The 23031-nt window shown below is 43.9% G+C and carries 20 protein-coding genes and 1 pseudogene; 11 read left to right on the plus strand and 10 right to left on the minus strand.

Annotated elements, in window-relative coordinates; all coding sequences use genetic code 11:
• Window positions 1-34 precede the first annotated feature (34 nt).
• Window positions 35-1279, minus strand: a complete 1245-nt coding sequence (hmgA, locus tag AC20MK_RS03240) for a hydroxymethylglutaryl-CoA reductase (NADPH) (RefSeq protein ID WP_487356563.1) — start codon at window positions 1277-1279, stop codon at window positions 35-37.
• A gap of 448 nt (window positions 1280-1727) precedes the next feature.
• On the opposite strand from hmgA, the gene AC20MK_RS03245 reads away from it, so the two are divergent.
• From AC20MK_RS03245 to ahbC, 8 genes are all read left to right on the plus strand, one after another.
• Window positions 1728-2297, plus strand: a complete 570-nt coding sequence (locus tag AC20MK_RS03245; RefSeq protein WP_487356564.1) for a hypothetical protein — start codon at window positions 1728-1730, stop codon at window positions 2295-2297.
• Window positions 2298-2478: 181 nt separating this feature from the next.
• Window positions 2479-3783, plus strand: coding sequence for a TrpB-like pyridoxal phosphate-dependent enzyme (locus AC20MK_RS03250; protein ID WP_487356565.1), 1305 nt, complete (start codon window positions 2479-2481; stop codon window positions 3781-3783).
• A gap of 165 nt (window positions 3784-3948) precedes the next feature.
• A complete protein-coding gene (locus tag AC20MK_RS03255; RefSeq protein WP_487356566.1) occupies window positions 3949-6189 on the plus strand; it encodes an ATP-dependent DNA helicase in 2241 nt (746 codons plus the stop codon).
• Between the two features lie 81 nt (window positions 6190-6270).
• The gene (gene hisD / locus AC20MK_RS03260; protein WP_487356567.1) at window positions 6271-7551 is read left to right on the plus strand and encodes a histidinol dehydrogenase; all 1281 of its coding nucleotides are present in this window, start codon (window positions 6271-6273) and stop codon (window positions 7549-7551) included.
• Between the two features lie 155 nt (window positions 7552-7706).
• Complete coding sequence (locus tag AC20MK_RS03265) at window positions 7707-8105, plus strand: DUF1699 family protein (protein ID WP_487356568.1); 399 nt, start codon at window positions 7707-7709, stop codon at window positions 8103-8105.
• A 206-nt stretch (window positions 8106-8311) separates the two neighbouring features.
• The gene (gene cobA / locus AC20MK_RS03270; protein WP_487356569.1) at window positions 8312-9064 is read left to right on the plus strand and encodes a uroporphyrinogen-III C-methyltransferase; all 753 of its coding nucleotides are present in this window, start codon (window positions 8312-8314) and stop codon (window positions 9062-9064) included.
• Window positions 9065-9094: 30 nt separating this feature from the next.
• Complete coding sequence (locus AC20MK_RS03275) at window positions 9095-9895, plus strand: uroporphyrinogen-III synthase (protein ID WP_487356570.1); 801 nt, start codon at window positions 9095-9097, stop codon at window positions 9893-9895.
• A 41-nt stretch (window positions 9896-9936) separates the two neighbouring features.
• Entirely contained in the window at window positions 9937-11136 is a 1200-nt protein-coding gene (ahbC, locus tag AC20MK_RS03280) for a 12,18-didecarboxysiroheme deacetylase (protein ID WP_487356571.1), read from the plus strand.
• Between the two features lie 61 nt (window positions 11137-11197).
• On the opposite strand, the gene AC20MK_RS03285 is transcribed toward ahbC, so the two are convergent.
• Window positions 11198-11557 carry a carboxymuconolactone decarboxylase family protein gene (locus AC20MK_RS03285; protein ID WP_487356572.1) on the minus strand — a complete coding sequence of 120 codons (360 nt, stop codon included), beginning with the start codon at window positions 11555-11557 and terminating at the stop codon, window positions 11198-11200.
• A 6-nt stretch (window positions 11558-11563) separates the two neighbouring features.
• On the minus strand, window positions 11564-12094 hold the full coding sequence (locus AC20MK_RS03290) for a ferritin (protein ID WP_487356573.1): 531 nt from the start codon (window positions 12092-12094) through the stop codon (window positions 11564-11566).
• Between the two features lie 261 nt (window positions 12095-12355).
• On the opposite strand from AC20MK_RS03290, the gene cca reads away from it, so the two are divergent.
• Complete coding sequence (gene cca / locus AC20MK_RS03295) at window positions 12356-13696, plus strand: CCA tRNA nucleotidyltransferase (protein WP_487357051.1); 1341 nt, start codon at window positions 12356-12358, stop codon at window positions 13694-13696.
• A gap of 123 nt (window positions 13697-13819) precedes the next feature.
• Here the strand turns inward: cca and AC20MK_RS03300 are convergent, their stop codons facing one another.
• Entirely contained in the window at window positions 13820-14620 is an 801-nt protein-coding gene (locus tag AC20MK_RS03300) for a CPBP family intramembrane glutamic endopeptidase (RefSeq protein WP_487356574.1), read from the minus strand.
• Window positions 14621-14824: 204 nt separating this feature from the next.
• On the opposite strand from AC20MK_RS03300, the gene AC20MK_RS03305 reads away from it, so the two are divergent.
• Window positions 14825-15265 (plus strand): hypothetical protein, encoded by a 441-nt coding sequence (locus AC20MK_RS03305; RefSeq protein ID WP_487356575.1) that lies wholly within the window; start codon window positions 14825-14827, stop codon window positions 15263-15265.
• A gap of 13 nt (window positions 15266-15278) precedes the next feature.
• The gene (locus tag AC20MK_RS03310; RefSeq protein ID WP_487356576.1) at window positions 15279-16388 is read left to right on the plus strand and encodes a DUF4238 domain-containing protein; all 1110 of its coding nucleotides are present in this window, start codon (window positions 15279-15281) and stop codon (window positions 16386-16388) included.
• Between the two features lie 267 nt (window positions 16389-16655).
• Here AC20MK_RS03310 and AC20MK_RS03315 read toward each other — a convergent pair whose 3' ends face one another.
• The 6 genes and pseudogenes from AC20MK_RS03315 to AC20MK_RS03340 all read right to left on the minus strand — a co-directional run bounded on the left by AC20MK_RS03315 (window position 16656) and on the right by AC20MK_RS03340 (window position 22998).
• Complete coding sequence (locus AC20MK_RS03315) at window positions 16656-17495, minus strand: DNA-3-methyladenine glycosylase family protein (protein WP_487356577.1); 840 nt, start codon at window positions 17493-17495, stop codon at window positions 16656-16658.
• A 62-nt stretch (window positions 17496-17557) separates the two neighbouring features.
• Window positions 17558-18148 (minus strand): indolepyruvate oxidoreductase subunit beta, encoded by a 591-nt coding sequence (locus AC20MK_RS03320; RefSeq protein ID WP_487356578.1) that lies wholly within the window; start codon window positions 18146-18148, stop codon window positions 17558-17560.
• Complete coding sequence (iorA, locus tag AC20MK_RS03325) at window positions 18145-19950, minus strand: indolepyruvate ferredoxin oxidoreductase subunit alpha (protein WP_487356579.1); 1806 nt, start codon at window positions 19948-19950, stop codon at window positions 18145-18147. Before iorA ends, AC20MK_RS03320 begins: the two co-directional genes overlap by 4 nt.
• Before the next feature lie 787 nt (window positions 19951-20737).
• A complete protein-coding gene (locus AC20MK_RS03330) occupies window positions 20738-22240 on the minus strand; it encodes a PAS domain-containing sensor histidine kinase (RefSeq protein WP_487357052.1) in 1503 nt (500 codons plus the stop codon).
• Window positions 22238-22681, minus strand: a pseudogene (locus AC20MK_RS03335) (PAS domain S-box protein); the annotation flags it as partial. The gene AC20MK_RS03330 and the pseudogene AC20MK_RS03335, both read right to left, overlap by 3 nt.
• Before the next feature lie 83 nt (window positions 22682-22764).
• Window positions 22765-22998 (minus strand): winged helix-turn-helix domain-containing protein, encoded by a 234-nt coding sequence (locus AC20MK_RS03340; RefSeq protein ID WP_487357053.1) that lies wholly within the window; start codon window positions 22996-22998, stop codon window positions 22765-22767.
• Between the last annotated feature and the right edge of the window lie 33 nt (window positions 22999-23031).

Here is a 23031-nt window from a genome sequence, read left to right on the forward strand (position 1 = left end):
AGGATATTTCCTTTTTAAAAAAAGTTAAGCTGGGTTAACGCCCCAGCTCTGCGTGTGCTTTTGCCAGATGTCCGGCAGCTTGTGCTCCTATCAGTGATATTTCGCCTGCAAGGACCGCAGCAGCGATTATCTCTGCCAGCTTCTTTGAATTATGTCCGGGAACCTCTCCTGCTCCTGCAACTCCCAGCAGGTTAAGGCAGTCTCTCTGGGTAGCTATGCTTGTCCCGCCTCCAACGGTTCCTACCTGTATCGATGGGAGAGTGACGGAACAGTATAGGTCTCCGTTCTCATTTACTTCCATTGTTGTTATGGCACTGCTTCCTTCTACCACATGGGCGGCATCCTGACCGCATGCCAGATAGAGTGCTGCGATAATGTTTGCTGCGTGGGCATTGAATCCCAGGGCACCTGCCCTTGCTGAACCCAGAAGATTCTTCCTGTAATTTACCTCTTCCATCATCTCGGGGGTCGTCTTCAGTTTCTTCTCCACGATCTCCTTTGGAATTGTAACGTCTGCAGCAACGGTCTTTCCTCTGCCAAGTATATTGTTGATGGCAGCCGGTTTTTTGTCGGTGCACATGTTGCCTGAAAGTGAGATGGGATATACTCCGAATTCCTCTGAGATGAAGTTGAGCACAGCATCGGTGGCAATGGTGACCATGTTCATTCCCATTGCGTCTTTGGTGTCATAGGCAAACCTTAGGAACACAGTGTTCCCTGTGATGAATGGATCTACACTGAGCAGTTCTCCGAAACGTGTGGTTTCGCCTGCCTTTTCCTTCATATTTGTGAAAGTTTCCGGTTCTTTGACCCAATCCACAAAGTCCTTTACTTTGTTCACATTCTCCAGTTTGAATACCGGGGCACGGGTCATGAGGTCCTGGAATATCCTGACATTTGCTCCACCTGATGCGGTTATGATGGAACATCCACGATTAGTACTTGCAACAAGAGCACCTTCAGTGGTCGCAAGGGGAAGCGTGAAGTCTCCGTTGGCATATTGTCCATTCACTTTTATAGCACCTGCAACGCCAAGAGGGATCTGTATGGTGCCTATCATGTTCTCGATGTTGCGCTTGGTGGCTGCTTCAGCATCGATCGTATAGTTCTGTATGTGTTCGAACTGAACTCCCTTCATCTTCTCAATGGCACATTTTCGAACCCTTATAGCTGTATCAGTGTCGGTATATGCATCTATTTTTCGGAGTGGCATTTCTCCTGAGACGACCTTTTCAAGCAATTCATCTTCTTTCATTGTGGTTTCGGTTTTTGATGCCATTAGTGTTCCCTGCAATATTATTTTTTAGAATGTAGCAATAGTGTGATGAATTATAAAGTGGTATGAACCTGGTCAAAAATTTTTGATGATCAAGTATTATCTGAATCCTTTATGGTGCTTCCTGCTTATATGTGTTGGTGGCATTTTTATATTAATATATTACAAACGGTATCCTTCTACGTCTTGGTATTTTTATTTTTATAAAATATAATTACGAAACCGGGCAGTGCATTCATCCTCATCATGATGATTACTATCTAAATTCTTGTAGATAAGTTTAAATACAAAAATACCACTTATTTTTATGATTATCATATATATGATATTGGTGAAATATCGGGGAATTAATATCTTTAAATGATCCTGTATGTCGTTCAGGAATGGTATTACCTGTTATTTTTGTATCATATTCAACAATTTGAAAACGTGTTTAAATGGGTGTTATTGTATGATGGATGCGAATGGTTCTGTGGGGCATCATGTTTTCAGTTTGAGCTCTGCGTCTTCTAAAGAAGAATTTCACATGTGGCGTAAGGAGTGGCTTGTTGAGAATGCGAAGACAAGACAGTTAGATGATCATAGGTATGCTGCTGACCATCAGATCACTAATGGTTTCTGGTCCTGGTATCTTGAAAAACACAAAGATCTGACCTGCAGGTACAACAATCTCTATTCCGATATAACTGCAAGGGATTGCAGGGAACTGGAGATGGATAAACCGGAAAATTTGAGCCTGTCAGTTTCATCTGGATATGTCGACCTTGATCATATAAGGAAAGAATTCCTCAAGCACGACAGGAACACGATCGAAGGTATGGCTACAAGTTTAAAGAAGATAGGTCTTGTGAAGGAAGCTGAAGGGCTTTTGTCCTCAAAGCCGATCGAAAGGAAGACCATCTATGTCCTTGACAGGTTCTTTGATGCTTTGCATAATAAGAATTTCAATGACCTGCAAATAATCGATTTTTATCTCGAGCTGATGCCGGAAGAGCGTGTATCACTTGGATGCAAACCCTGATGCTTAATGGGTTGAGCACTCTGATGCTTTTCAATTCCTGAGGGCAAGGGGCAGAGCATCAAGAGTGATCTTGTTTTATTTTGTAAGTTGCAGCTACTGATCCAACTCAGGACACAACATCTATATATCATAATTTAATCTACATCATAGTACTTATTTGTGCATTATATGAGGAATATCTATGGAACCGACTAAGATCCTACTTGATGAAAACGAGATGCCAAAAAAATGGTATAATATCCTTCCGGATATGCCCACTCCATTGGCTCCTCCACTTAATCCTGCAAATAATGAGCCACTGGCACCAGAGGACCTTGCTCCTCTTTTCCCTATGGAGCTCATCAAACAGGAAATGAGCAGTGAGAAATACATTGATATTCCCGAAGAGGTCCTTGAAATATACAAGCTCTGGAGACCTGCTCCTCTATTCCGTGCACACAGACTTGAAAAAATGCTTGGCACCCCTGCAAAGATCTACTACAAATATGAGGGTGTCAGTCCTGCAGGCAGTCACAAACCAAACACTGCTGTGCCACAGGTATACTATAATATGAAGGAAGGCACAGAGAGGATAACCACCGAGACCGGAGCCGGTCAGTGGGGCAGTGCACTTTCACTTAGCTGTAATTTTTATGATATCGAATGTAAGGTCTACATGGTACGCTCAAGCTTCGAGCAGAAACCATACCGTAAATCCCTGATAAATCTCTGGGGCGCAAAGGTAGTACCTTCACCAAGTCCTGACACTGAGTTCGGACGTCACATGCTTGAGAAATATCCGGATACAACAGGCAGTCTTGGTATTGCTATCGGGGAAGCTGTGGAAGATGCTGTGAAGCACGACAATACCAAATATGCTCTTGGCAGTGTGCTCAACCACGTTATGTTACATCAGACAGTTATAGGTCTTGAAGCCCAGAAACAGCTCGATAAGGTCGAGGAATATCCTGATATAGTCATCGGTTGCTGTGGTGGCGGAAGTAATCTGGCAGGTATCAGCCTTCCATACATGAGGGATAAGATCGAAGGAACCCATGATCCACGCATCATCGCTGTGGAACCTTCTGCCTGTCCAACCCTTTGTGACGGCAAGTTCCAGTACGACTATGGGGACATGGCAAAACTGACCCCTCTCCTTAAGATGTACTCTCTCGGATACGACTTCATGCCACCTGCCATCCATGCAGGGGGCTTAAGATACCACGGCTGCTCACCGATAATCAGCCAGTTGACCGCAGATAACCTTATGGAAGCTACCAGCTATCATCAGGTCGAAGTATTCGAAGCAGGCGTTATGTTCGCCCGTAGTGAAGGTATTCCACCTGCACCAGAGTCCACCCACGCTATCAAATGTGCTATCGATGAGGCTCTTAAGTGCAAGCAGACCGGAGAAGAGAAGACAATTCTGTTCTGCCTTAGCGGACACGGTCACTTCGACATGTACTCTTACGACAAGTACTTCAGTGGTGATCTCAGCAACGATTGATCCGGGAAAGCGGCTTTTAAAGCCGTGTTCCTCATACTTTCTTTTTTATTTTGCAGGATTTTTTCGTATTTTTAGAGTTTCTACTTAAATGATCAGTCCTTCTATCTACTGGTGTAATTACTTATACAACTGAATCAAACGTTCTAACAGTGATGTGAATTTTCCATGATGATACGAGAGCTTGACATTCCAGAGGATATTATTGGATTTTATGAGGATTCCGGCATTAAGGAACTGTATCCTCCTCAGGCTGAAGCAATAGAGATGGGTCTTCTTGAAAAGAAGAATCTCCTTGCAGCCATACCCACAGCTTCAGGTAAGACGCTCCTTGCGGAACTTGCAATGATAAAGGCCATTCGGGAAGGCGGTAAAGCTCTCTATATCGTTCCCCTTCGTGCACTGGCCTCTGAAAAGTTCGAGCGTTTCAGGGAACTTACACCCTTTGGTATCAAGGTGGGGATCTCCACAGGAGATCTGGACTCAAGGGCTGACTGGCTTGGAGTCAATGATATCATCGTTGCCACATCCGAGAAGACCGATTCCCTTCTTCGCAACGGCACTTCCTGGATGGATGAGATCACCACTGTTGTTGTTGATGAGATACATTTGCTGGATTCTAAGAACCGCGGACCCACACTGGAGGTAACGATCACCAAGCTGATGCGCCTGAATCCTGATGTACAGGTAGTGGCACTTTCTGCCACAGTGGGCAATGCCCGGGAGATGGCAGACTGGCTCGGTGCGGGTCTTGTGCTTAGTGAATGGCGGCCCACTGACCTTCATGAAGGTGTGCTCTTCGGAGAGGCCATTAACTTCCCCGGAAGCCAGAAGAAAATAGACCGGTTCGATAAGGATGATGCTGTGAACCTCGTTCTGGATACCATCAGAGCAGAAGGGCAATGTCTTGTTTTTGAAAGCAGCAGGCGTAATTGTGCGGGGTTTGCAAAGACCGCATCTTCAAAGGTTGCAAAGATCCTCGATAACGATGCAAAGATCAAGCTGGCAGGGATAGCCGATGAGGTGGAGTCCACAGGTGAGACCGATACTGCCATCGTACTTGCCAATTGCATTCGCAAGGGGGTTGCCTTTCACCATGCGGGCTTGAACTCGAACCACAGGAAACTTGTGGAAAATGGTTTTAGGCAAAACCTCATCAAGCTTATTTCCAGCACACCAACACTGGCAGCGGGTTTGAATCTGCCTGCAAGACGTGTCATCATCAGGAGCTATCGCAGGTTCGATTCCAATTTTGGTATGCAGCCGATCCCGGTACTCGAGTATAAGCAGATGGCAGGCCGGGCAGGTCGCCCTCATCTCGATCCTTATGGGGAGTCGGTCCTTATCGCGAAGACCTATGATGAGTTTGCACAGCTCATGGAAAACTATGTTGAGGCTGATGCGGAAGATATATGGTCGAAGCTCGGGACAGAGAACGCACTGCGAACACATGTGCTGTCCACGATCGTGAACGGTTTTGCTTCCACAAGGCAGGAGCTGTTCGATTTCTTTGGAGCTACTTTTTTCGCTTATCAGCAGGATGCATGGATGCTGGAAGAGGTCATCAATGATTGTCTGGAATTCCTCATAGATAATGATATGGTGAGTGAGACCGAGGATATCGAAGATGCAAGTAAGCTGCTCTTAAGAGGCACTCGTCTTGGCGGTCTGGTATCCATGCTCTATATAGACCCGCTTTCTGGTTCAAATATCGTTGATGGCCTAAAGAATGCGGGCAAGGATGCTGTCAAAGTGACAGATATGACCCTTTTACATCTTGTTTGTAGTACTCCTGATATGAGGCAGCTCTACCTTCGTAATGCCGATTATACGATAGTTAACGACTATATACTGGCCCATGGTGAGGAATTCCATGATATTCCAAGTCAGTTCAAGCAGACCGATTATGAATGGTTCATGGGTGAGGTGAAGACCGCCATGCTTCTTGAAGAATGGGTCACCGAGGTATCTGCTGAGGATATCACCCGGCATTTCAATGTGGGGGAAGGGGATATCCATGCCCTTGCAGATACCTCGGAGTGGCTGATGCACGCTGCTGCAAAACTGGCAGATCTGCTGGGTGTGGAATATTCTTCACATGCGTACAGTCTTGAGAAAAGGATACGATATGGTGCAGGGCTTGATCTCATGGAACTTGTGGGGATAAAGGGTGTGGGTCGTGTGCGGGCACGTAAGTTGTATAATGCGGGCTTTGTTTCTGTGGTAAAGCTCAGGGAAGCTGACATGTCAACATTATCAAAACTTGTCGGGCCTAAGGTCGCTTACAATATACTGTCCGGTATCGGTGTTAAGGTCAAGGCTAAGCACTCTGAAAGCATACCTATAAGTTCAAATACTCTAGATACAATACTTGACAAAAACCAAAAGACATTCAATGATTTCCAGTGATGTTGAACTATATATTTTTGGTTCTGTTTACAAAGACAAATTATTATTGTGTTTTATCACTGGCTAAAACGAGATGATCATATGCTGTATAAACACCTATCGGAAGTCACTGACGAAGAGATGGAGAAACTCCTCTGCCGCACTGGGGATATGATGGACGTTGCTGATATTGTTTCATCAATTCTAAAGGATGTGCAGGAGAAAGGCGATGAGGGCCTGCGTGAATATACCATGAAGTTCGACAGGGCTGACATTCATGATATCGAGGTAAGTTCCGAGGAGATCGAGCAGGCAATGGAAGAGGTCGATGCAGAACTGCTCAGCCATCTTAAGATCGCAGCGGAGAACATCAGGAACTTCCATACAGCACAGCTTCCACAGAAGGTCTGGTACATCGAACCGTCCCCTGGGATCAAACTTGGTCAGATGGCCACTCCTATAGCATCGGTAGGTGCCTATGTTCCAGGCGGTCGTGCTTCCTATCCTTCGACTGCACTCATGACCATCATACCTGCAAAGGTCGCAGGAGTGAAGAATGTCGTGATGTGTACACCCCCTGGTTCCGATGGAAAGGTAAATCCGCTCACTATCGTGGCAGGCAAGGTGGCCGGTGCGGACCATATCTATAAGGTCGGTGGAGTTCAGGCGATCGCTGCAATGGCCTACGGTACCGAGACTGTATTGAGCGTTGATAAGATCGTGGGACCTGGAAATGTGTTCGTGACAGTTGCCAAGATGATGGTCCGGGATAAAGCGGAGATCGATTTCCCTGCAGGTCCGAGTGAGGTACTTATCATTGCAGATGATTCTGCGGATGCTGCTATGATAGCATCTGATATTCTCGCACAGGCAGAGCATGATCCAAAAGCGGTGTCCGTGCTTGTGACAACATCCTCTGAACTGGCAGAACAGACCAATGCCGAGGTCAAAAAGCAGGCTGCTATTGCTGTACGCAGGGAGATCGTTGAGCAATCTCTTGAGAATGCAGCTATCCTTGTGGCAGATTCCCTGGATGAATGTATAAGGATCTCCAATGATTTTGCACCGGAACACCTTGAGATAATGGTAAGGGATGATGATGCAGTTCTTGATAGGATCGAGAATGCAGGTTCTATCTTTGTGGGTAATTATGCTCCGGTTGCAGCAGGTGACTATGCATCAGGTACGAACCATGTCCTCCCCACAGCCGGTTATCCCAAGATCTATTCAGGTCTGAATATTCACCATTTCCTGAAATATTCTACCATACAGAAGATCACGAAGGAAGGCTTAGGTTCCATTGGTGATACGATAATAGCCCTTGCTGAAAAAGAAGGACTGCAGGCACATGCTGATTCTGTAAAAGTTCGCCTCAATGATTGATCTGTTCTGAGGGCAGCAAATTAGAAGATTTACAGGGCTAATTTAATACCCTCACTCCTAAAGAACTTTCCAACCGTCAAATATTTAAAAGGTTACTTAGTATCAATTAATTTACTAAGTTTAGTAGGACTGTTTGAATATAATGGGGTGCTCCTATGAATATTAGAGTCGTAAGCAAAAGGGAAGAAATTGAAAAACTTGATACTAACGAAAAGATCATACATCTTGCATTCAGACCCTCCAATGAAGACATCTTTAACCTTGTAAAGAGATGTAAAGATGTTGAGGTAATTCAGATACCTACTTCATATAGGCGTACTGTATCCAAATCAATTGAAATGTTCATGGATATGCAGAACATCAAGCTTATTGAAGGGGATGTCTGGGGTCACAGAAAGGATATCAACGAATATTATACTGTATCTCCAGCTATTACTGAAAGGATCAATGCTATGAGGTCCGAAGGAATATCAGATGATATCATAGCTGAGAAACTTTCACGCGAAGGAAAGTTGAACACGGAAATGCTCTTTTATATCCTGAGCCAGAGCTGATCCTGTCATAGGTGTTGCCTATGATGGGGCAACATTTCTCATTTTATTAATTTATATCCTATTTCGATGTCTTATCTAACAGTGATGCATTTTCTTTGGCTGCTTCTTTATGGGCATTTTTAAGATGCCAGAAATCACACATATCAATCTATTTATTATATCAGGTAATTACATCTCCAAAACACTAATTGAGGATATCTGGTAATATGGCTCAACAATACGGAAAAGTATATCTTGTAGGCTCCGGTCCCGGAGACCCTGAACTGATGACCTTGAAAGCACGCAGACTTCTTGACACTGCAGATGTCATCGTCTTCGACCAGCTTCCCGGGGAAAAGATACTGGCTTCCATGCCCGAGGCTGCAGAGAAGATCGATGCAGGCAAGCACGCAGGTGACCACACTCTGACCCAGAGTGAGATCAACGATGCCATCGTGGAAAAAGCAAAGGAAGGTAAGATGGTGGTGCGTCTGAAAGGCGGAGACCCTTACATGTTCGGACGTGGCGGCGAAGAGGCTGAAGAACTGGTGAAAGCGGGTATCGAGTTCGAGATAGTTCCGGGCATCACATCTGCTCTTGCAGCTACGGCCTATGCCGGTATTCCTGTCACCCACAGGGACCATGCTTCAATGGTCACTTTCATAACAGGCCATGAGGACCCTACTAAAGAGGAAACTGCTCTTGACTGGAAGACACTTGCTGCTTTTGGAGGTACCATCGTTATCTTCATGGGTGTCAAGATGCTCGAACGTAACATGGGCGAGCTGATGAAGAACGGAAAGGACCCCAAGACCCCAGTTGCAATGGTGGAGAGGGGAACACGTCCGGACCAGCGTGTGACCATCGGTACTGTCGAGACCATCGCACAGATCTCAAAGGATGCAGGGGTAAAGGCTCCGGCACTTACTGTTATAGGCGATGTTGTCAAGCTTCATGAGATACTGGGTTCCCAGATCTGATGAACTTTATCTTTTATTGATGGTGATAAGATGGACCAAAGCGGAAAGAAGCCTGTAATAGCTATAATGAGGCCCGAGGGTTATGTGGTAAAGTCACGTGAACTTGCGGAATCATTTGGTTTTGAAGTTGTGGCTATCCCAATGATAGAACTCGAGGATATGAAGGACGAATATTTCGATGCATTCGCAGAGAACGTGTTTTCCGGAAGATCCGATTATGTTATATTCACCAGTGCCAATGGGATCGATCATACCTTTTCCAAGATACCTGCGGACAGGCACAGCGAGTTCATCGATGCTCTCAACAATACAAATGTGATAGCTATTGGTCCGACAACCCGTAAACAGCTCGAAGGTATCGGGGTCGAAGTAATGGGAATGCCGGGCGTTTACAGTTCAGAAGGTCTTGTGGAATATCTCTGTCCTGATGTTAAGGGTAAACAGATAGATACTGCAAGGAACGCTTACGGTTCCCCGCTTTTGATATCAGGCTTAAGGGACTGTGGTGCGAAAGTGCTTGAGACAAAGGTCTATACACTGACAATGCCAAACGGAGCATTGCAGAACGAGCTTATCACCAAAAGTATCAACGGTGAGATCGATGTATTTGCATTCACCAGTTCCATGATGGTCAGAAGCTTCTTCGACCGTGCAGGAGCTCTTTGTGAAGGCGAGTTGATAAAGGAAGTACTGGCAAATTCCCTTGTGGCAGCCATCGGTCTTCCGACTGCCAATACCCTGAAGGAATATGGTGTGGAAGTGAATGTCACTCCAGATGAGTACACCTTCAAAGAGATACTTAGGGTCGCAAAGGCGGCTCTTGAAAACTGATCACATATAAAAAACGAAATTATACATGCAGGAGGATAACTATGATAGGAATCTCAAAACTCTATTGCGGAACTGTTGAGCCATCGGATGCCCTTCGTTACGGGCGTGATTCAAAAAGACTTCCGTCACACCTGCTTCAATTCTCAAAGGATAAGAAACCTGTAGTCGTCTGGAACGTGACACGTCGCTGCAATCTTAAGTGTGTACATTGCTATGCACATGCAAAGGACATGGAGTTCGAGGACGAACTGACCACGGAGCAGGGCAAGGAACTGATAGATGATCTTGCAGAGTTCGGTTCTCCTGTGATGCTGTTCTCCGGCGGTGAACCGCTGATGCGCAAGGACCTGCCGGAACTTGCTGAGTATGCGATCTCCAGGGGTATGCGTGCGGTGATCTCCACTAACGGTACGCTTATCGATAAACCCATGGCAAAGAAGCTCAAGGAGATCGGGCTGTCCTATGTGGGTATTTCCATCGATGGTGTGCGAGAGACCAATGATAAGTTCCGGGCTGTCGAGGGAGCTTTCGATGCTGCAATGGAAGGGCTTCGCAATTGCAGGGAAGAAGGAATCAAGGTCGGACTTCGCTTTACTATCAATAAACAGAACGTGGCTGATATTCCTGCTATCTTCGATATGATCGAGGAAGAGGATATTCCACGTATCTGCTTCTACCATCTGGTCTATGCCGGACGCGGGACCAAGCTTGTGGAAGAGGACCTCTCCCATGAGGAAAGCCGCAAGACCGTTGATCTTATCATGGACCGCACAAAGCAGCTTCATGAGAAAGGAATGCCTGTGGAGGTCCTGACCGTGGACAATCACTGTGATGGTCCGTACATCTACATGAGGCTTGCAGAAGAGAACCCCGAACGTGCGGAAGAGGTCTATGAACTTCTCAAGATGAACCGCGGTAATTCCACTGGAATCGGATTTGGTTGTGTTTCATGGGACGGCTCAGTTCACCCTGACCAGTTCTGGAGGCATTACACCTTCGGCAATGTGAAGGACAGGAAGTTCAGTGAGATATGGACCGACCTGAGCGATGAGCTCATGGCAGGACTCAAGGACAGGAAACCCCTTATCAAAGCGAATGCTGACAGATGTGCAAAGTGCAAGTGGTTCGATGTCTGCAACGCTAATTTCCGTGTACGGGCTGAAGCAGTGTATGACAATGTCTGGGCAGATGACCCTGCATGTTATCTGACAAAAGAAGAGATAGGTTATGATGAAGAGTGAGCTTTCGCTCTTCTAATCTTATTTTTTAAAAAAAGAAAATCTCAAAGGCTTAATTCAAGCCTTAGAATCCAAGTTGTTCCATTTCCGGCAGTACATCACTGCTGATATCGGTAAAGTTCTGTATGCCACCGGCCCATGCTGCCATCATCATTGTGTCCAGGACCTCTGTTCTTGTTGCACCGTGATTTTTGAGCTTCACAAGGATCTTCTTTGCACTGTTGGTGTTGTTCTTCGAGCATGCTATGGCGAAGACCATGAGGTGTTTGTTCTTCATTGAAAGCCCGTCTTCCCTGTCCTTCCAGATGGCCTTGTAGAATCCTGCAATTCCCTGTCCGAAGTCATCATCCATCTCTTTGGCCATTCTGATGGCCTTTGGCATGGTTCCCTTTACTTGCTTAACGCTTTCTATATTTTCTGTCACTTATTATCACCTGATCTGTGTCCAGTTTGGTACGTTCACAGGAGGGTTGAACACTCTTGCAGCAAGGTCCTTGTCGATCATGAAAAGCCCGTTGCCTTCCTCGCCTGCAAGTTTGAGTTTGTCAATGATCGCATTATCATTGCCTTCCTCTTCTATCTGTTCGGTAATATACCACTGGAGGAAGATGTTGGTCGCATGGTCCTTTTCTTCAATGGCAAGGTCTATCAGGTCGTTGATGGAACGGGTGATGAACTTCTCGTGTTCAAGGGTCGCATTTAACATGTCAAGGCAGGTGCCGAATTCCTGTGCCGGCTTTTCGATTGCCTGAAGCTCTACCTTTGCTCCCTGATCGATAATGTAGTTGTAAAATTTCATGGCATGCAGCATCTCTTCCTGATACTGTACCATGAACCAGTTGGCAAATCCGCTAAGCCCGATATTCGAACTGTAGGCTGACATTGCCATGTAAAGATGAGCGGAATACATCTCCTTGTTGATCTGACCATTTAATGCTTTAACCATTCTTTCACTGATCATGCGATTAACTCCTTTCTTTATGAAATAAAATTACTATCTGATGAACAGGCTCCACATCCAATGTGGTAAATTCCCCATAAAAGCCTGTGGATAGTTGTTTTTAGCTTTGTGGCTAACAGTAGAATATTAGTTATCATCTGTATAAATGGTTATCTGTGAGGAAGAGTGGGGTGGTTTTTTGTTAAAATCAATACGAATCTCAAATGGTTTATAACTTTGAACGATATTACCCCTAAGAACACGATCATCGAGAGAATTAACATGGAATCCCTTAAAAAAAGCATTCTGGAAAAGATAAAGCCAACTGAAAAGGAAAGGGAACACCTGACCGAAGTGGCCGATGAGCTGATGTACAAGATAGATTGCCTTACATTCAAGGTCGGTCTGGTAGGTGTAAAAACGCAGCTGGTGGGCTCGGCTGCCCGAGGGACGTGGATCTCCGGTACACATGACCTTGACATATTCATCACATTTCCGGATGATACCAGCCGTGAAGACCTTGAAAGCTATGGTCTGTCAGTTGGCAGACAGGTGGCAAAAGAGGCGGAACACTGGGATGAGCATTATGCTGAACATCCATATGTGAAGATGCGATACAAGGGGTTCGATGTGGACCTGGTTCCGTGCTATAGGGTTTCCAGTGCCAGTTCCATCATCTCTGCAGTTGACAGGACACCTTTCCACAACGAGTTCATCAAGGCCAATCTGAACGGACTTGAGGACGATGTTCTGCTTCTCAAGCAGTTCATGAGAGGGACTGGAGTTTACGGTTCAGAGCTTAAGACCGAAGGATTTTCAGGCTATCTGACCGAGCTTCTGGTCATCAATTACGGTTCATTCGAAAAGGTACTGGAAGCAGCATCGAATTGGAGGCCGGGTCTGCTTCTCGACATTCTGGAACACGGGCAATTGAAGTTCGAGGACCCTCTGGTGGTCATAGACCCCACGGACCCGAAAAGGAACGTGGCGGCTGCCCTCTCTCTGGACAAATTCTGCACATTTGTCGATGTGTCTCGCAGTTTCCTTGGCGATCCAGATGAAGGCATGTTCTTCTCATCTGTAGTGCCACCAATATCTGATGATGAGATAGTTGAACGGCTGGAAAAGAAAGGTTCCTTCCTGCTGGCCATCGTCTTCAGAACACCGGATGTGGTTGATGATATATTCTATCCTCAGTTCGCTAAGATGGAGAATTCGGTGGTCCCGATGCTTGATAAGAACGAATTTACCGTACTCAAGGCTGGAAAATGGAGTGGCGAGGATTCTGTTGTGATGCTGGAGCTTATGTCAGGCAGTTTGCCTAATGTCAAAATGCACAGGGGTCCTCCGGTATGGGTACGTGATCATGCAGAGAAGTTCAGGGACAAATACGTTGACAATGAGGATGCTTACTCATTTACCATCAAGGATGGTTTCTATGTGGCTGAAATTCCACGAAAACATATCTCAGCAGTAGAGCTTCTTGAAAAAGAACTTGCGAACTGTTCCCTTGGAAAGCACATCTCCAAAAGTGTAAGGGCTGGCTTTGAAATTCTCGAAGGAAAGCAGGTCCTTGAAATGAAAGAAGATGGGTTTAGAAGCTTCCTCAACGGCTGGTTGTGAGAACCCCTACAAATAGTCCGTGGTAGTGGCGGAAAATAGGCATTGTCCACGAGATTAGCGTGCGTGTCTCAAGTACGGTACATGCAGTGCTATACTGCTACTATGCGAAGCGAGCCACTTGAGTCACGTTCTGCTTTCTTGTTCTGACATGAGGATATCGGTAACTCCTGTTCCTTTTTTGAACATCGTACGCCGATTTAGAATAACGATGACCACTGCCGTGAGAGCGATAAGAATGCTGTCCCAGGGTTGAGCATCGGGAAAGATGGGATTCATTATTTGAAAATGATACAGGTAAGCGATCAGCAGACTACCACGAGCACTATTGAATATGGGAGTGAGGATGACGGAGAGGGCGATAACGCCGCCAAAATATGGGACGAATGACCAGGCTTCATATTGAAGTCCGCTGATATAGAAAGCAGGGATGTGCCAGGCCGCCCAGATGATACCCAAAATCAAACCCGCCCAGAAGGGAGAGTATTTGCGCTGCAGCAGAGGCAGGGCGACCCCTCGCCATCCGAATTCTTCGTTCGTACCCAGAAGGAACAAAGAAAAAGCTATCGCTGGCAGTACTTGATACCAGGGGGAAAAGGAAAACGGATCGCTGATGGTCCCTTTCAGTGCAGCGCCAAGGTAAATGATGGCAGGAAAGCCCACGATTAAATACAACCACCACACCCGTGGCATCCGCCACAAGGTCAATCGTCGAAAGAAGCTACCCAGCCCTTTCAGTCCGTAATGTCGCCAGACCAGGAATATGCCAACAATGCCGGGTGAATAAACCGCGAGGAGAAATACGGGAGTGCTAAATGATACGAAGATCAGCACTGCGGCGAGACCCCAAGTCAGGGCGAAGGTAAGTAAGAAGAAAGGAACAAGCGTTTTTACTGTCATATCTTGTTTCGATTTTGTTTGCATCATGTTCTCCTCTTGTATTTTGATTAGATAGCATAACAGTATTCAGGCAGCACACTTGATGAATAAACAACAATAAGATGTATTTATGTCACATACTATACTTGTTTCTTGTGTGATTCTTGTTTTTATACTATATACTTTTTTTTAATCTTATATAGTACCTATGTTAGAAGTGATTTGATACATAAAATTGCCATTCGGAAGCTAATGCCTTTTTCAACCTATCCTCAGAAGGCTGTTTATGAGCCATTCATTGATTATGAAACAGGAGAGACTAAGCAAGGATCTCATTATTTCAAGCAACTGAGTAGGACAATAATAGAGTATGCCAATCATCTTGAATCTAAGTTTGATGGAGAAGTTGGAGTATTGGAAAGGAAGAATGTTCATGCTGATTCTGTTATTTATATTGGAAAGGAAGCTAACAATATTGATGAACAGGAATTGGATGTTAAGAAGGCTCAGGAATTTGTAGATGTGGAAAAGATCAAGCAATTTATTTTGACTCTCACTCCTAAAAAAGCAAAAGAGTATGGTATCAAACACAGAAGCGATTTGATAAGATTGAAAAAGAATGCAAAGGAAGGGAAGTTGAATTTTAAAACAAAATTGATGCAAACTTTGTCGAAAAAGTTATTTATGATATAATTAATCTTGCGATATGGCAGAAAATAAGAAACAGCATTATGTACCACAACATTATTTAAAACTTTTTTCGAATGATGGGCAGAATATTAGTAGTTATCATCTTCAGTCTGAAAAATCTATAAGGATGGCTGTCAAAAATACCTGCCAATGTAATTACTTTTATGGATCGGATCTTGAATTTGAATCCTCTTTAAGTTCATTAGAACAGTTGCAGGCTTCTGTCATCAAAAAAATAATAACTGACCAAAGTTTATCGAATCTAGTTGATGAAGACTATTTCCATTTATTACAATTTCTTTTGTTACAAAACACTCGTACAAAACAAATGAAATCGATTACTGATGCATCCATAGATGAGTTATTTAAAGACCATCTCATACCACGTATTGATCCCCTTATTGACCCCGATTCTGTTAAAGTTAGTATGAAGGATTCACACTTTATGCCTATAGGGGTTGCACTGATGGGTGTGGATTTAATTAGCGATTTATCACTTGTACTAGTGTTCAATAACACCGATAAGGAGTTTATAACAAGTGACGCTCCAGTTGTACTATATAATCATGTTAAATTAAAGAACAAAGCATTATTGGGTTTCCAATCTTCTGGACTTCAAATTTATTGCCCACTTAATAAAAACTTACTTCTTCTTCTCATTGACACTGAATTCTATAATTTGAATCTGGATACAGAATCAACAATACACCTTGAAGATACTTCAGACATAGATGCAATTAACAAACTTCAATTTTTTAATTGTCTACATACTGTGATTTATTCAGATAATCTGGATATGGAATACTTAACTAATTTACATACATCAATAAAGGACAAACTGACACAACAAAAAAGATCATGTAGTCTCATGAGGGTTCGGAATAAAGGCGATCAAAATACTAGAGAGATAATTGAATTGTCTACAGATCCCATAAATTATCACTTAAAGCTTTCATTTCTAAAATTGGATCATGGGGTGTATAGGATTTTCAAGCATGATGCCGTAAAAAAAAAGAAAGAGGTTTTCAATGCTGTTTTTGTACGAGATCATAAAATCTGCGATATTGTAAATACACGAATAGATAAAAAATTTGAAGAAAAAAGAAAAGAGTTTGAAAATAAATAAATTCATTTTTATAGAATACATTATTCATATTTTTTTATTTATTGGAAAGTTGGTACTATTATTTTTGAATTTATTATTTAGATGGAATGTTTGTACATAAAAATCACAAAACGTAGTGTTTTTCGTGTTTACCTATATCCCCAACATTACATGCGAGGGGTAAGATCCGAACCATCTCCTTTTGTAAAGGGTGGCAATTATGTCTTAAGAAGTGGGATATATTTTAACCAAAGTTTTTGAAAGCGTGGAATGATGGGGCGACCCGTATTAGATAAGCCCTTCAAGCCGTTTCTGGTAGAACAGGTACTGCTGGGCATAACCGCAGTACTCTCCGAAATAATGCCTGCCCCAATTACCTATTTTTGTTTTTGTGGCATTGCCTTCAAAATATGGGTCGTTTCCGTAATAGGCCTTGACTATCTTTTCCACATGGGTATCCACAGGGAATCCTTCCATCTTCTCAAAAGCGAACAGCAGTATGCAATCAGCCACCTTTTCCCCGATACCCTCCAGCTTCATCAGTTCTTTCTGAGCTTCACTATAGTCGAGACTGAACAGTTCATCGAGCACAATATCGCCATTGGTGACAGCATTCGCAGCCTTGATGATCCTAGCCGTGCGAAATCCCATCTTGCATTCAATAAGGTCCTCGCAAGTGGCTGCTGCGAGAGCTTCAACTTTCGGGAAACTGTAATGCCCGTTTTCAAGTTCTTCCCCGAAGATTGCTGAGAGCATGGATATGTTCTTCTTTATCCTGGGGATGTTCGAAGCGGTTGCGAGCATGTAGGAGATCAGACATTCCCAGGGGTCCTGGCGTATGAGCCGTAGACCTCTGTATTTGTTGATGGCGATATCCATATACTCATCCTTGTTTATCTGGCTGAATATTGCCGGCAGGTCGTCATCCAGTCTGAAATACTTATAAAAGAAGTCCTCATCAAGGGAGGAATCTACCCGGAGGTTACCTGTTTCAGGGTCCTGGCTTATGCGTGCCACAGCACCGTTGACAACACCTGTCCACCAGTCTCCGTCCCTGTCCCAGCGGAATACCTGACCGCAGTCCAGGGTATATTCAAGGTTGAAGTCTTCTGTTTTGATGGTGTACATCTGTGAACAACTGCCACTTGTTATAGTAAATATATGTAAAAATAAAATGTGAAGTTATGGTCTTATTCGACCATACTTCTTCCCATCTCAAAAGCCTTCACGTTGGTATCGATGGTCTTTGGTGGTACCATCTCCTTTACACGTTCCAGCAGTGTTTCGGTCTTGATCGGCAGGAAGTTGGAGACTGCTCCTACAAGTACCACGTTCATGGCCTGTCTGCTTCCGGCCTCAGCCGCTTTTTCGGTCGCGTTGAATGCAACTACCCTGTGGGTCTTTTTGATTTCCGCTACGATGCTTTCAACATCAGGATACTGTGCTTTTCCAGTGGTAACTGTCACCGGATAAACTGCTTCGGTGTTCATGATGACAACACCATCGTCTGCAAGGGAATTGATATAGCGTAGTGCTTCTACCGGCTCCAGTGCAAGAAGACAGTCTGCACCTTTGAGGGGGATCATGGACCCAAGGTCACAGCCTATGCGTACATGGTTAACCACTGAACCGCCACGCTGTGCCATTCCATGAGTTTCTGCTGCACGAACTCCGTAGTTCTCAATAACTGCGGACCTTCCGATGATGTCTGAAGCGAGGATCGCTCCCTGCCCACCGACACCTGATATCACAAGATCGAACTTAGATGCCTTACTGCTCATTTCTGCACCTCCTTTATTGCATCGAATTTACATACCTGTACACACAGTCCACATCCGGTGCATGTTGCATTGATGGTGGACTTCTTTGTCTCCTTGTCAAATTCAATTGCAGGGCAACCAAGGTTCACACACATCCTGCAGCCTACACACTTGTCATGGTCAACCTTGAATGGTATCAGCCTGACACCTGTTCTGCGTGAGTAGATGATGCAGGGCTGTTTTGATATGATGACCGATGTGCCTTCGTAATCCTTTGCACGTTTGAACGCTTCGATCGTTGCGCTTACATCGAAGGAATCTACAACTTCAACGAATTCGGCACCTAGTCCCCGACAGAGCTGCTCAAGGTCTATCTCCTTTGTGGCCTCACCTGTGGATGTCATTCCCATGCCAGGGTTTGGCTGGTGACCGGTCATTGCGGTGATACGGTTGTCCAGGATCGCAACTGTGATGTTCGACTTATTATATACTGCATTGAGCAATCCGTTCATTCCGGTATGGAAGAACGTTGAATCTCCAATGGAACAGCAGATAGGCTGCTTTTCACCGGCGTCATAGATACCTGATGCAACGGTGATACTGCCTCCCATGCACAGGGTGGTGTCCACGGTCCCGTTCTGTATGCCCAGTGTGTAACATCCAATATCACTTGGGAAGACCGCGTTCTTGCCAAATACCTTTTTCATGGCATAGTAGGTGGACCTGTGGGAACAGCCTGCACACATTGCAGGTGGCCTTGGTGGCAGTTCCATCTCGATATCCTTGATCTCCGGCAGACCTGATTCGATGTCGAAAACATTCGCAAGCGCTCTTACACAATGGTCAACATTGAGTTCGCTGACCCTTGGAACAGTGCCATCTGTCTTTCCGATGATCTTGACGCTGCTTTCCATGTCCTTTGCAATGATCTTGCAGCGGTCCTCCACAATAGGCTCAAGTTCTTCAATTACAAGAACTGTATCGACCTGCTCGTACATCTGTTTGATAAGACCTTCAGGGACAGGGTATGCACCGATCTTCAAGTATGATGCGGATACTCCCAGGTTCTCAATGGCTTCCTTTGCATAGACCGAAGCAATACCTGCTGCGATGACTCCGATCTTGGAGTCCTCATTGATGGTAAGTTCGTTCCACGGGGATGTCTCAAGCTCTTCCCTGATGCCATCCTGTATTGAAAGAAGGTGTGGATGCCTGACAACTGCATTGCTTGGGACCATTACCCAGCGGGATGTGTCTTTTTCGAACTTGGCTTCCACTCTGTGGTCAGTGATCGTTCCAAGTTCGATATCTGACTTGCCGTGTGAGATCCTGGTGGTGGGTCTGAATATGACAGGAAGCTCGAACTTCTCGGAAAGCTCAAAGGCATAAGGTATCATGTCCTTTGCTTCCTGTGGGGTGGAAGGGTCAAGACATGGCATGAGTGAGAACTCTGAATATATGCGTGTGTCCTGTTCATTTTGGGACGAGTGACATCCCGGATCGTCAGCCACAATGACGATCATTCCGCCCTTGACTCCCATGTAGGACAGTGTCATAAGGGGGTCTGCTGCAACGTTCAGACCTACATGTTTCATGGTGACCACAGAACGCACACCGGTCATGGCAGCTCCTGCAGCAACTTCCATTGCAACTTTTTCATTAACGGACCATTCGACATAAAAGTCGCGTTCCTTCATTTTGGACAACGTATCTACGATCTCAGATGAAGGCGTACCCGGATATCCGGAAATTACACGTCCTCCTCCTTCCACGATCCCTCGTGCGATCGCTACGTTACCAAGCATATACTCGCGTGTGCTCATAATTTATCTCCTGCCATTCTCATAAATAGGCATTATTAATAAATATGTGGGTGGTATCGTGCAGGAGCTTGTTTTTTGGAATGTTTGTTGTTGTACGTTGATGTATATGTATTATTGTCATGGATAAAAAGATCAAGAGCTTTACATGTAAACTTGGTAGTTACAGACCATAAGATCAGGGAATTTCAATTTCTATCTTGATGCGTTGAATGCGAACACAACAGTAGGATGCAAGCACTGCAAGGGATCTTTACAGATCTCACAATAGCTGGAAATTGAAGTTCTCAAAAACAGAGGGGATGAAGGAGGAATGACATCCCCACTCCCAAATTTTTATTAAGTAGAACCACCACCACCACAGTGTTCGTGCTTTCAGACCGTACCACCGGAGTCGTGAATGACACATGGTTCTTAATATATAATAATAAATTAATGGCATATTAACTTATCGAATATAATTCGAATGTTATTATACTCATTATTATGAAATAGGAATGAGATTCGGTGTTGTCTACTTTCCCAGAAGCCTGAACGAAGCAAGACAGCTGGTACTGCTGAGAGCTATAAACAGTTTACTCTCAATGTTCATGTTAGGGAGAGGTTAGAGAATTGGGACAACGGGATTAATGTAAATGGATAACTTACATGTAAACTCAATAGCAGTAACAGGTTTTGCATAATGAAATGCAATATCGGTAGCAACAGAGGAGTTTATAAATATTACTTATATTAGTAGTCAGCTGCTATATAACCGATAATAATATCACTAATACTCCTGAAAAGTACTTTATTGTATTTTGCTCACTATAGGAATTGTAAATGTGAACGTACTTCCTTTTCCAACTTCACTTTCAACCAAGATTTCCCCGCCATGCATTTCAACAAACTTTTTAACAAGTGCGAGGCCGAGTCCTGTCCCTTTTTCCACTTTTGTTTCGAATTTATCGACTTGTAAGAAAGGTTCGAAGATAGAAGAAAGGGCATCATACCCAATACCTTTGCCAGTATCTTCAACACTGAAATGATTCTCACTTCCAACAATTGAACCATTAATTGTTATAGAACCACCTTCTGAAGTGAATTTAACAGCATTGCTGAGTAGGTTATAAAGTATCTGTTTGAACTTTGTAAGATCAGCAAATATCCATTTCATACCCTCATCAACAGATAAATTCAGTTTAAGGCTCTTTTTAAGAATAAGAGGCATCAAAGAATCGCAAACTTCATCAATGGCATCCAGGGGATTGAATTCTTCGAAAAAAAGGTCCATCTTTCCGGATTCTATTTTTGAAAGATCCAGAATGTCATTGATAAGGTTCAATAAGTGTTTCCCACTATCCGAAATATTTCCAGAATACTTTATCTCTTTTTCATTCAGGTTACCGAAAGGATTACTATTTAGCAACTGTGAGAAGCCGATGATGGAATTAAGAGGTGTGCGTAGCTCATGACTCATGTTTGCGAGGAATTCGGTCTTGGTACGGTTGGCAGCTTCTGCCACAAGTTTTGCATTAAACATTGCTTCTTCTGCTTTCTTGCGCTCGGTAATATTATCGAATGCTACCCCTACACAATTATTTGGTAAGGGGAAAACCTTGACTGAAAATGCATTCTCAAGAACTCGTTCATCGACATAGTAAACATCTTCCAAGACCCTGGACTGACCAGTCCGAACAACTTCGGCAAAAGTCTGTGGAATATCCTTCTCTCTGAGACCAGGAAAAATCTCATCTAAAGTCTTTCCAAGGAGAACTTCATTGGGAACACCTGTAAAATCAGAAGCTGCTGGATTTGCAGCTATCAATCTTAGAGTTCTATCATCATCTAAGTTCTCTAAATAATAGACATAAAACCCTATTCGCACATTCTCAAAGATGTATGCATACTGTTGAATGGATTCTTCCATTTTCTTGCGTTCAGTAATATCCTGCACTGTGCCAGCCATTCGAATGGCCTGCTCGGATTCGTTAAACGTAACTTCGGCCTGCTCATGAACAATACGTTCTGAACCATCGGGCAAAAGAATTCGGTGGTCAATACCATACGATTTGTTTTCATATATTGCCTTATTTACATGTTCCAGAACAAGCATTCTGTCATCAGGATGAACGGAATTTAGAAACGCCTCATAAGTAGCCCTGGATTCCTGGGGTTCCAGCCCAAAGATGTGATAGACTTCATCTGACCAGTGTAGCTCATTGTTGACGATGTCCCAATCCCAATTACCAAGATGGGCAATACGCTGTGCATTGGACAAACTAGCCTCACTCTTACGTAGAGTTTCTTCCATCTGCTTGCGCTCGGTGATGTCTCGTATAGTAACCTGCAGAATCTGTTTATCTTTTAACAAAAAGCGCGTTAGGCACACTTCAGCAGTGAATTCCTCTCCATTTTGTCTGCGGTGAACCCATTCAAACTTGGTAGATTCATTTTTGAAAGCCTCTGAGATTCTATCCTACGCAGCACTCCACGAATCTTCCCCGTTTGGCTGTTTTGTAGGTGATATTTCGGATGGATGTAATGCAACAAATTCTTCTTTTTCTGAGAAACCGAACATCTTCAGAGCCGCTTTATTACAGTCGATGAATCCTTTCTCGTCCATTAATATAAAGACGTCAGAAGATGATTCGAACAGTGCATGATAGCATTCATCGTTTAAAATACCTGTTTTTTCAAGTGTAGGTATCTTTGTCTCTTGTTTTACCAACCGATTCAAATTTTCTTCGACCATTAACTATACCCCTTGCAATGTGCTGAAATTAAAAATATCTATTGAATCAACTGGTCAAGTGTTTCAATCAATAATAAATGTGCTCAAAAGTTTTGGTTGACAATGATCGAATTAACTTCACTTATCATTTTGAGGTACTTATTACCAGTTTTTGTAATGTTGTATTTGTTGGATGGTTTATCCACTAATCCCATTTGCATCATCGAGTCGAGGTATTGATCCGCTCTTTTAAAATTTAAATTTGCACTATAGACTACCTTGTTTTTGTCACTTCTGATTCTTTTAAGACTTTCAGTATGTCCACCATTATTTCGAATTTATCACGTTTCGTACCCACACCACCTAAAGTT

It is taken from the genome of Methanococcoides sp. DA23 (genome assembly GCF_057593895.1).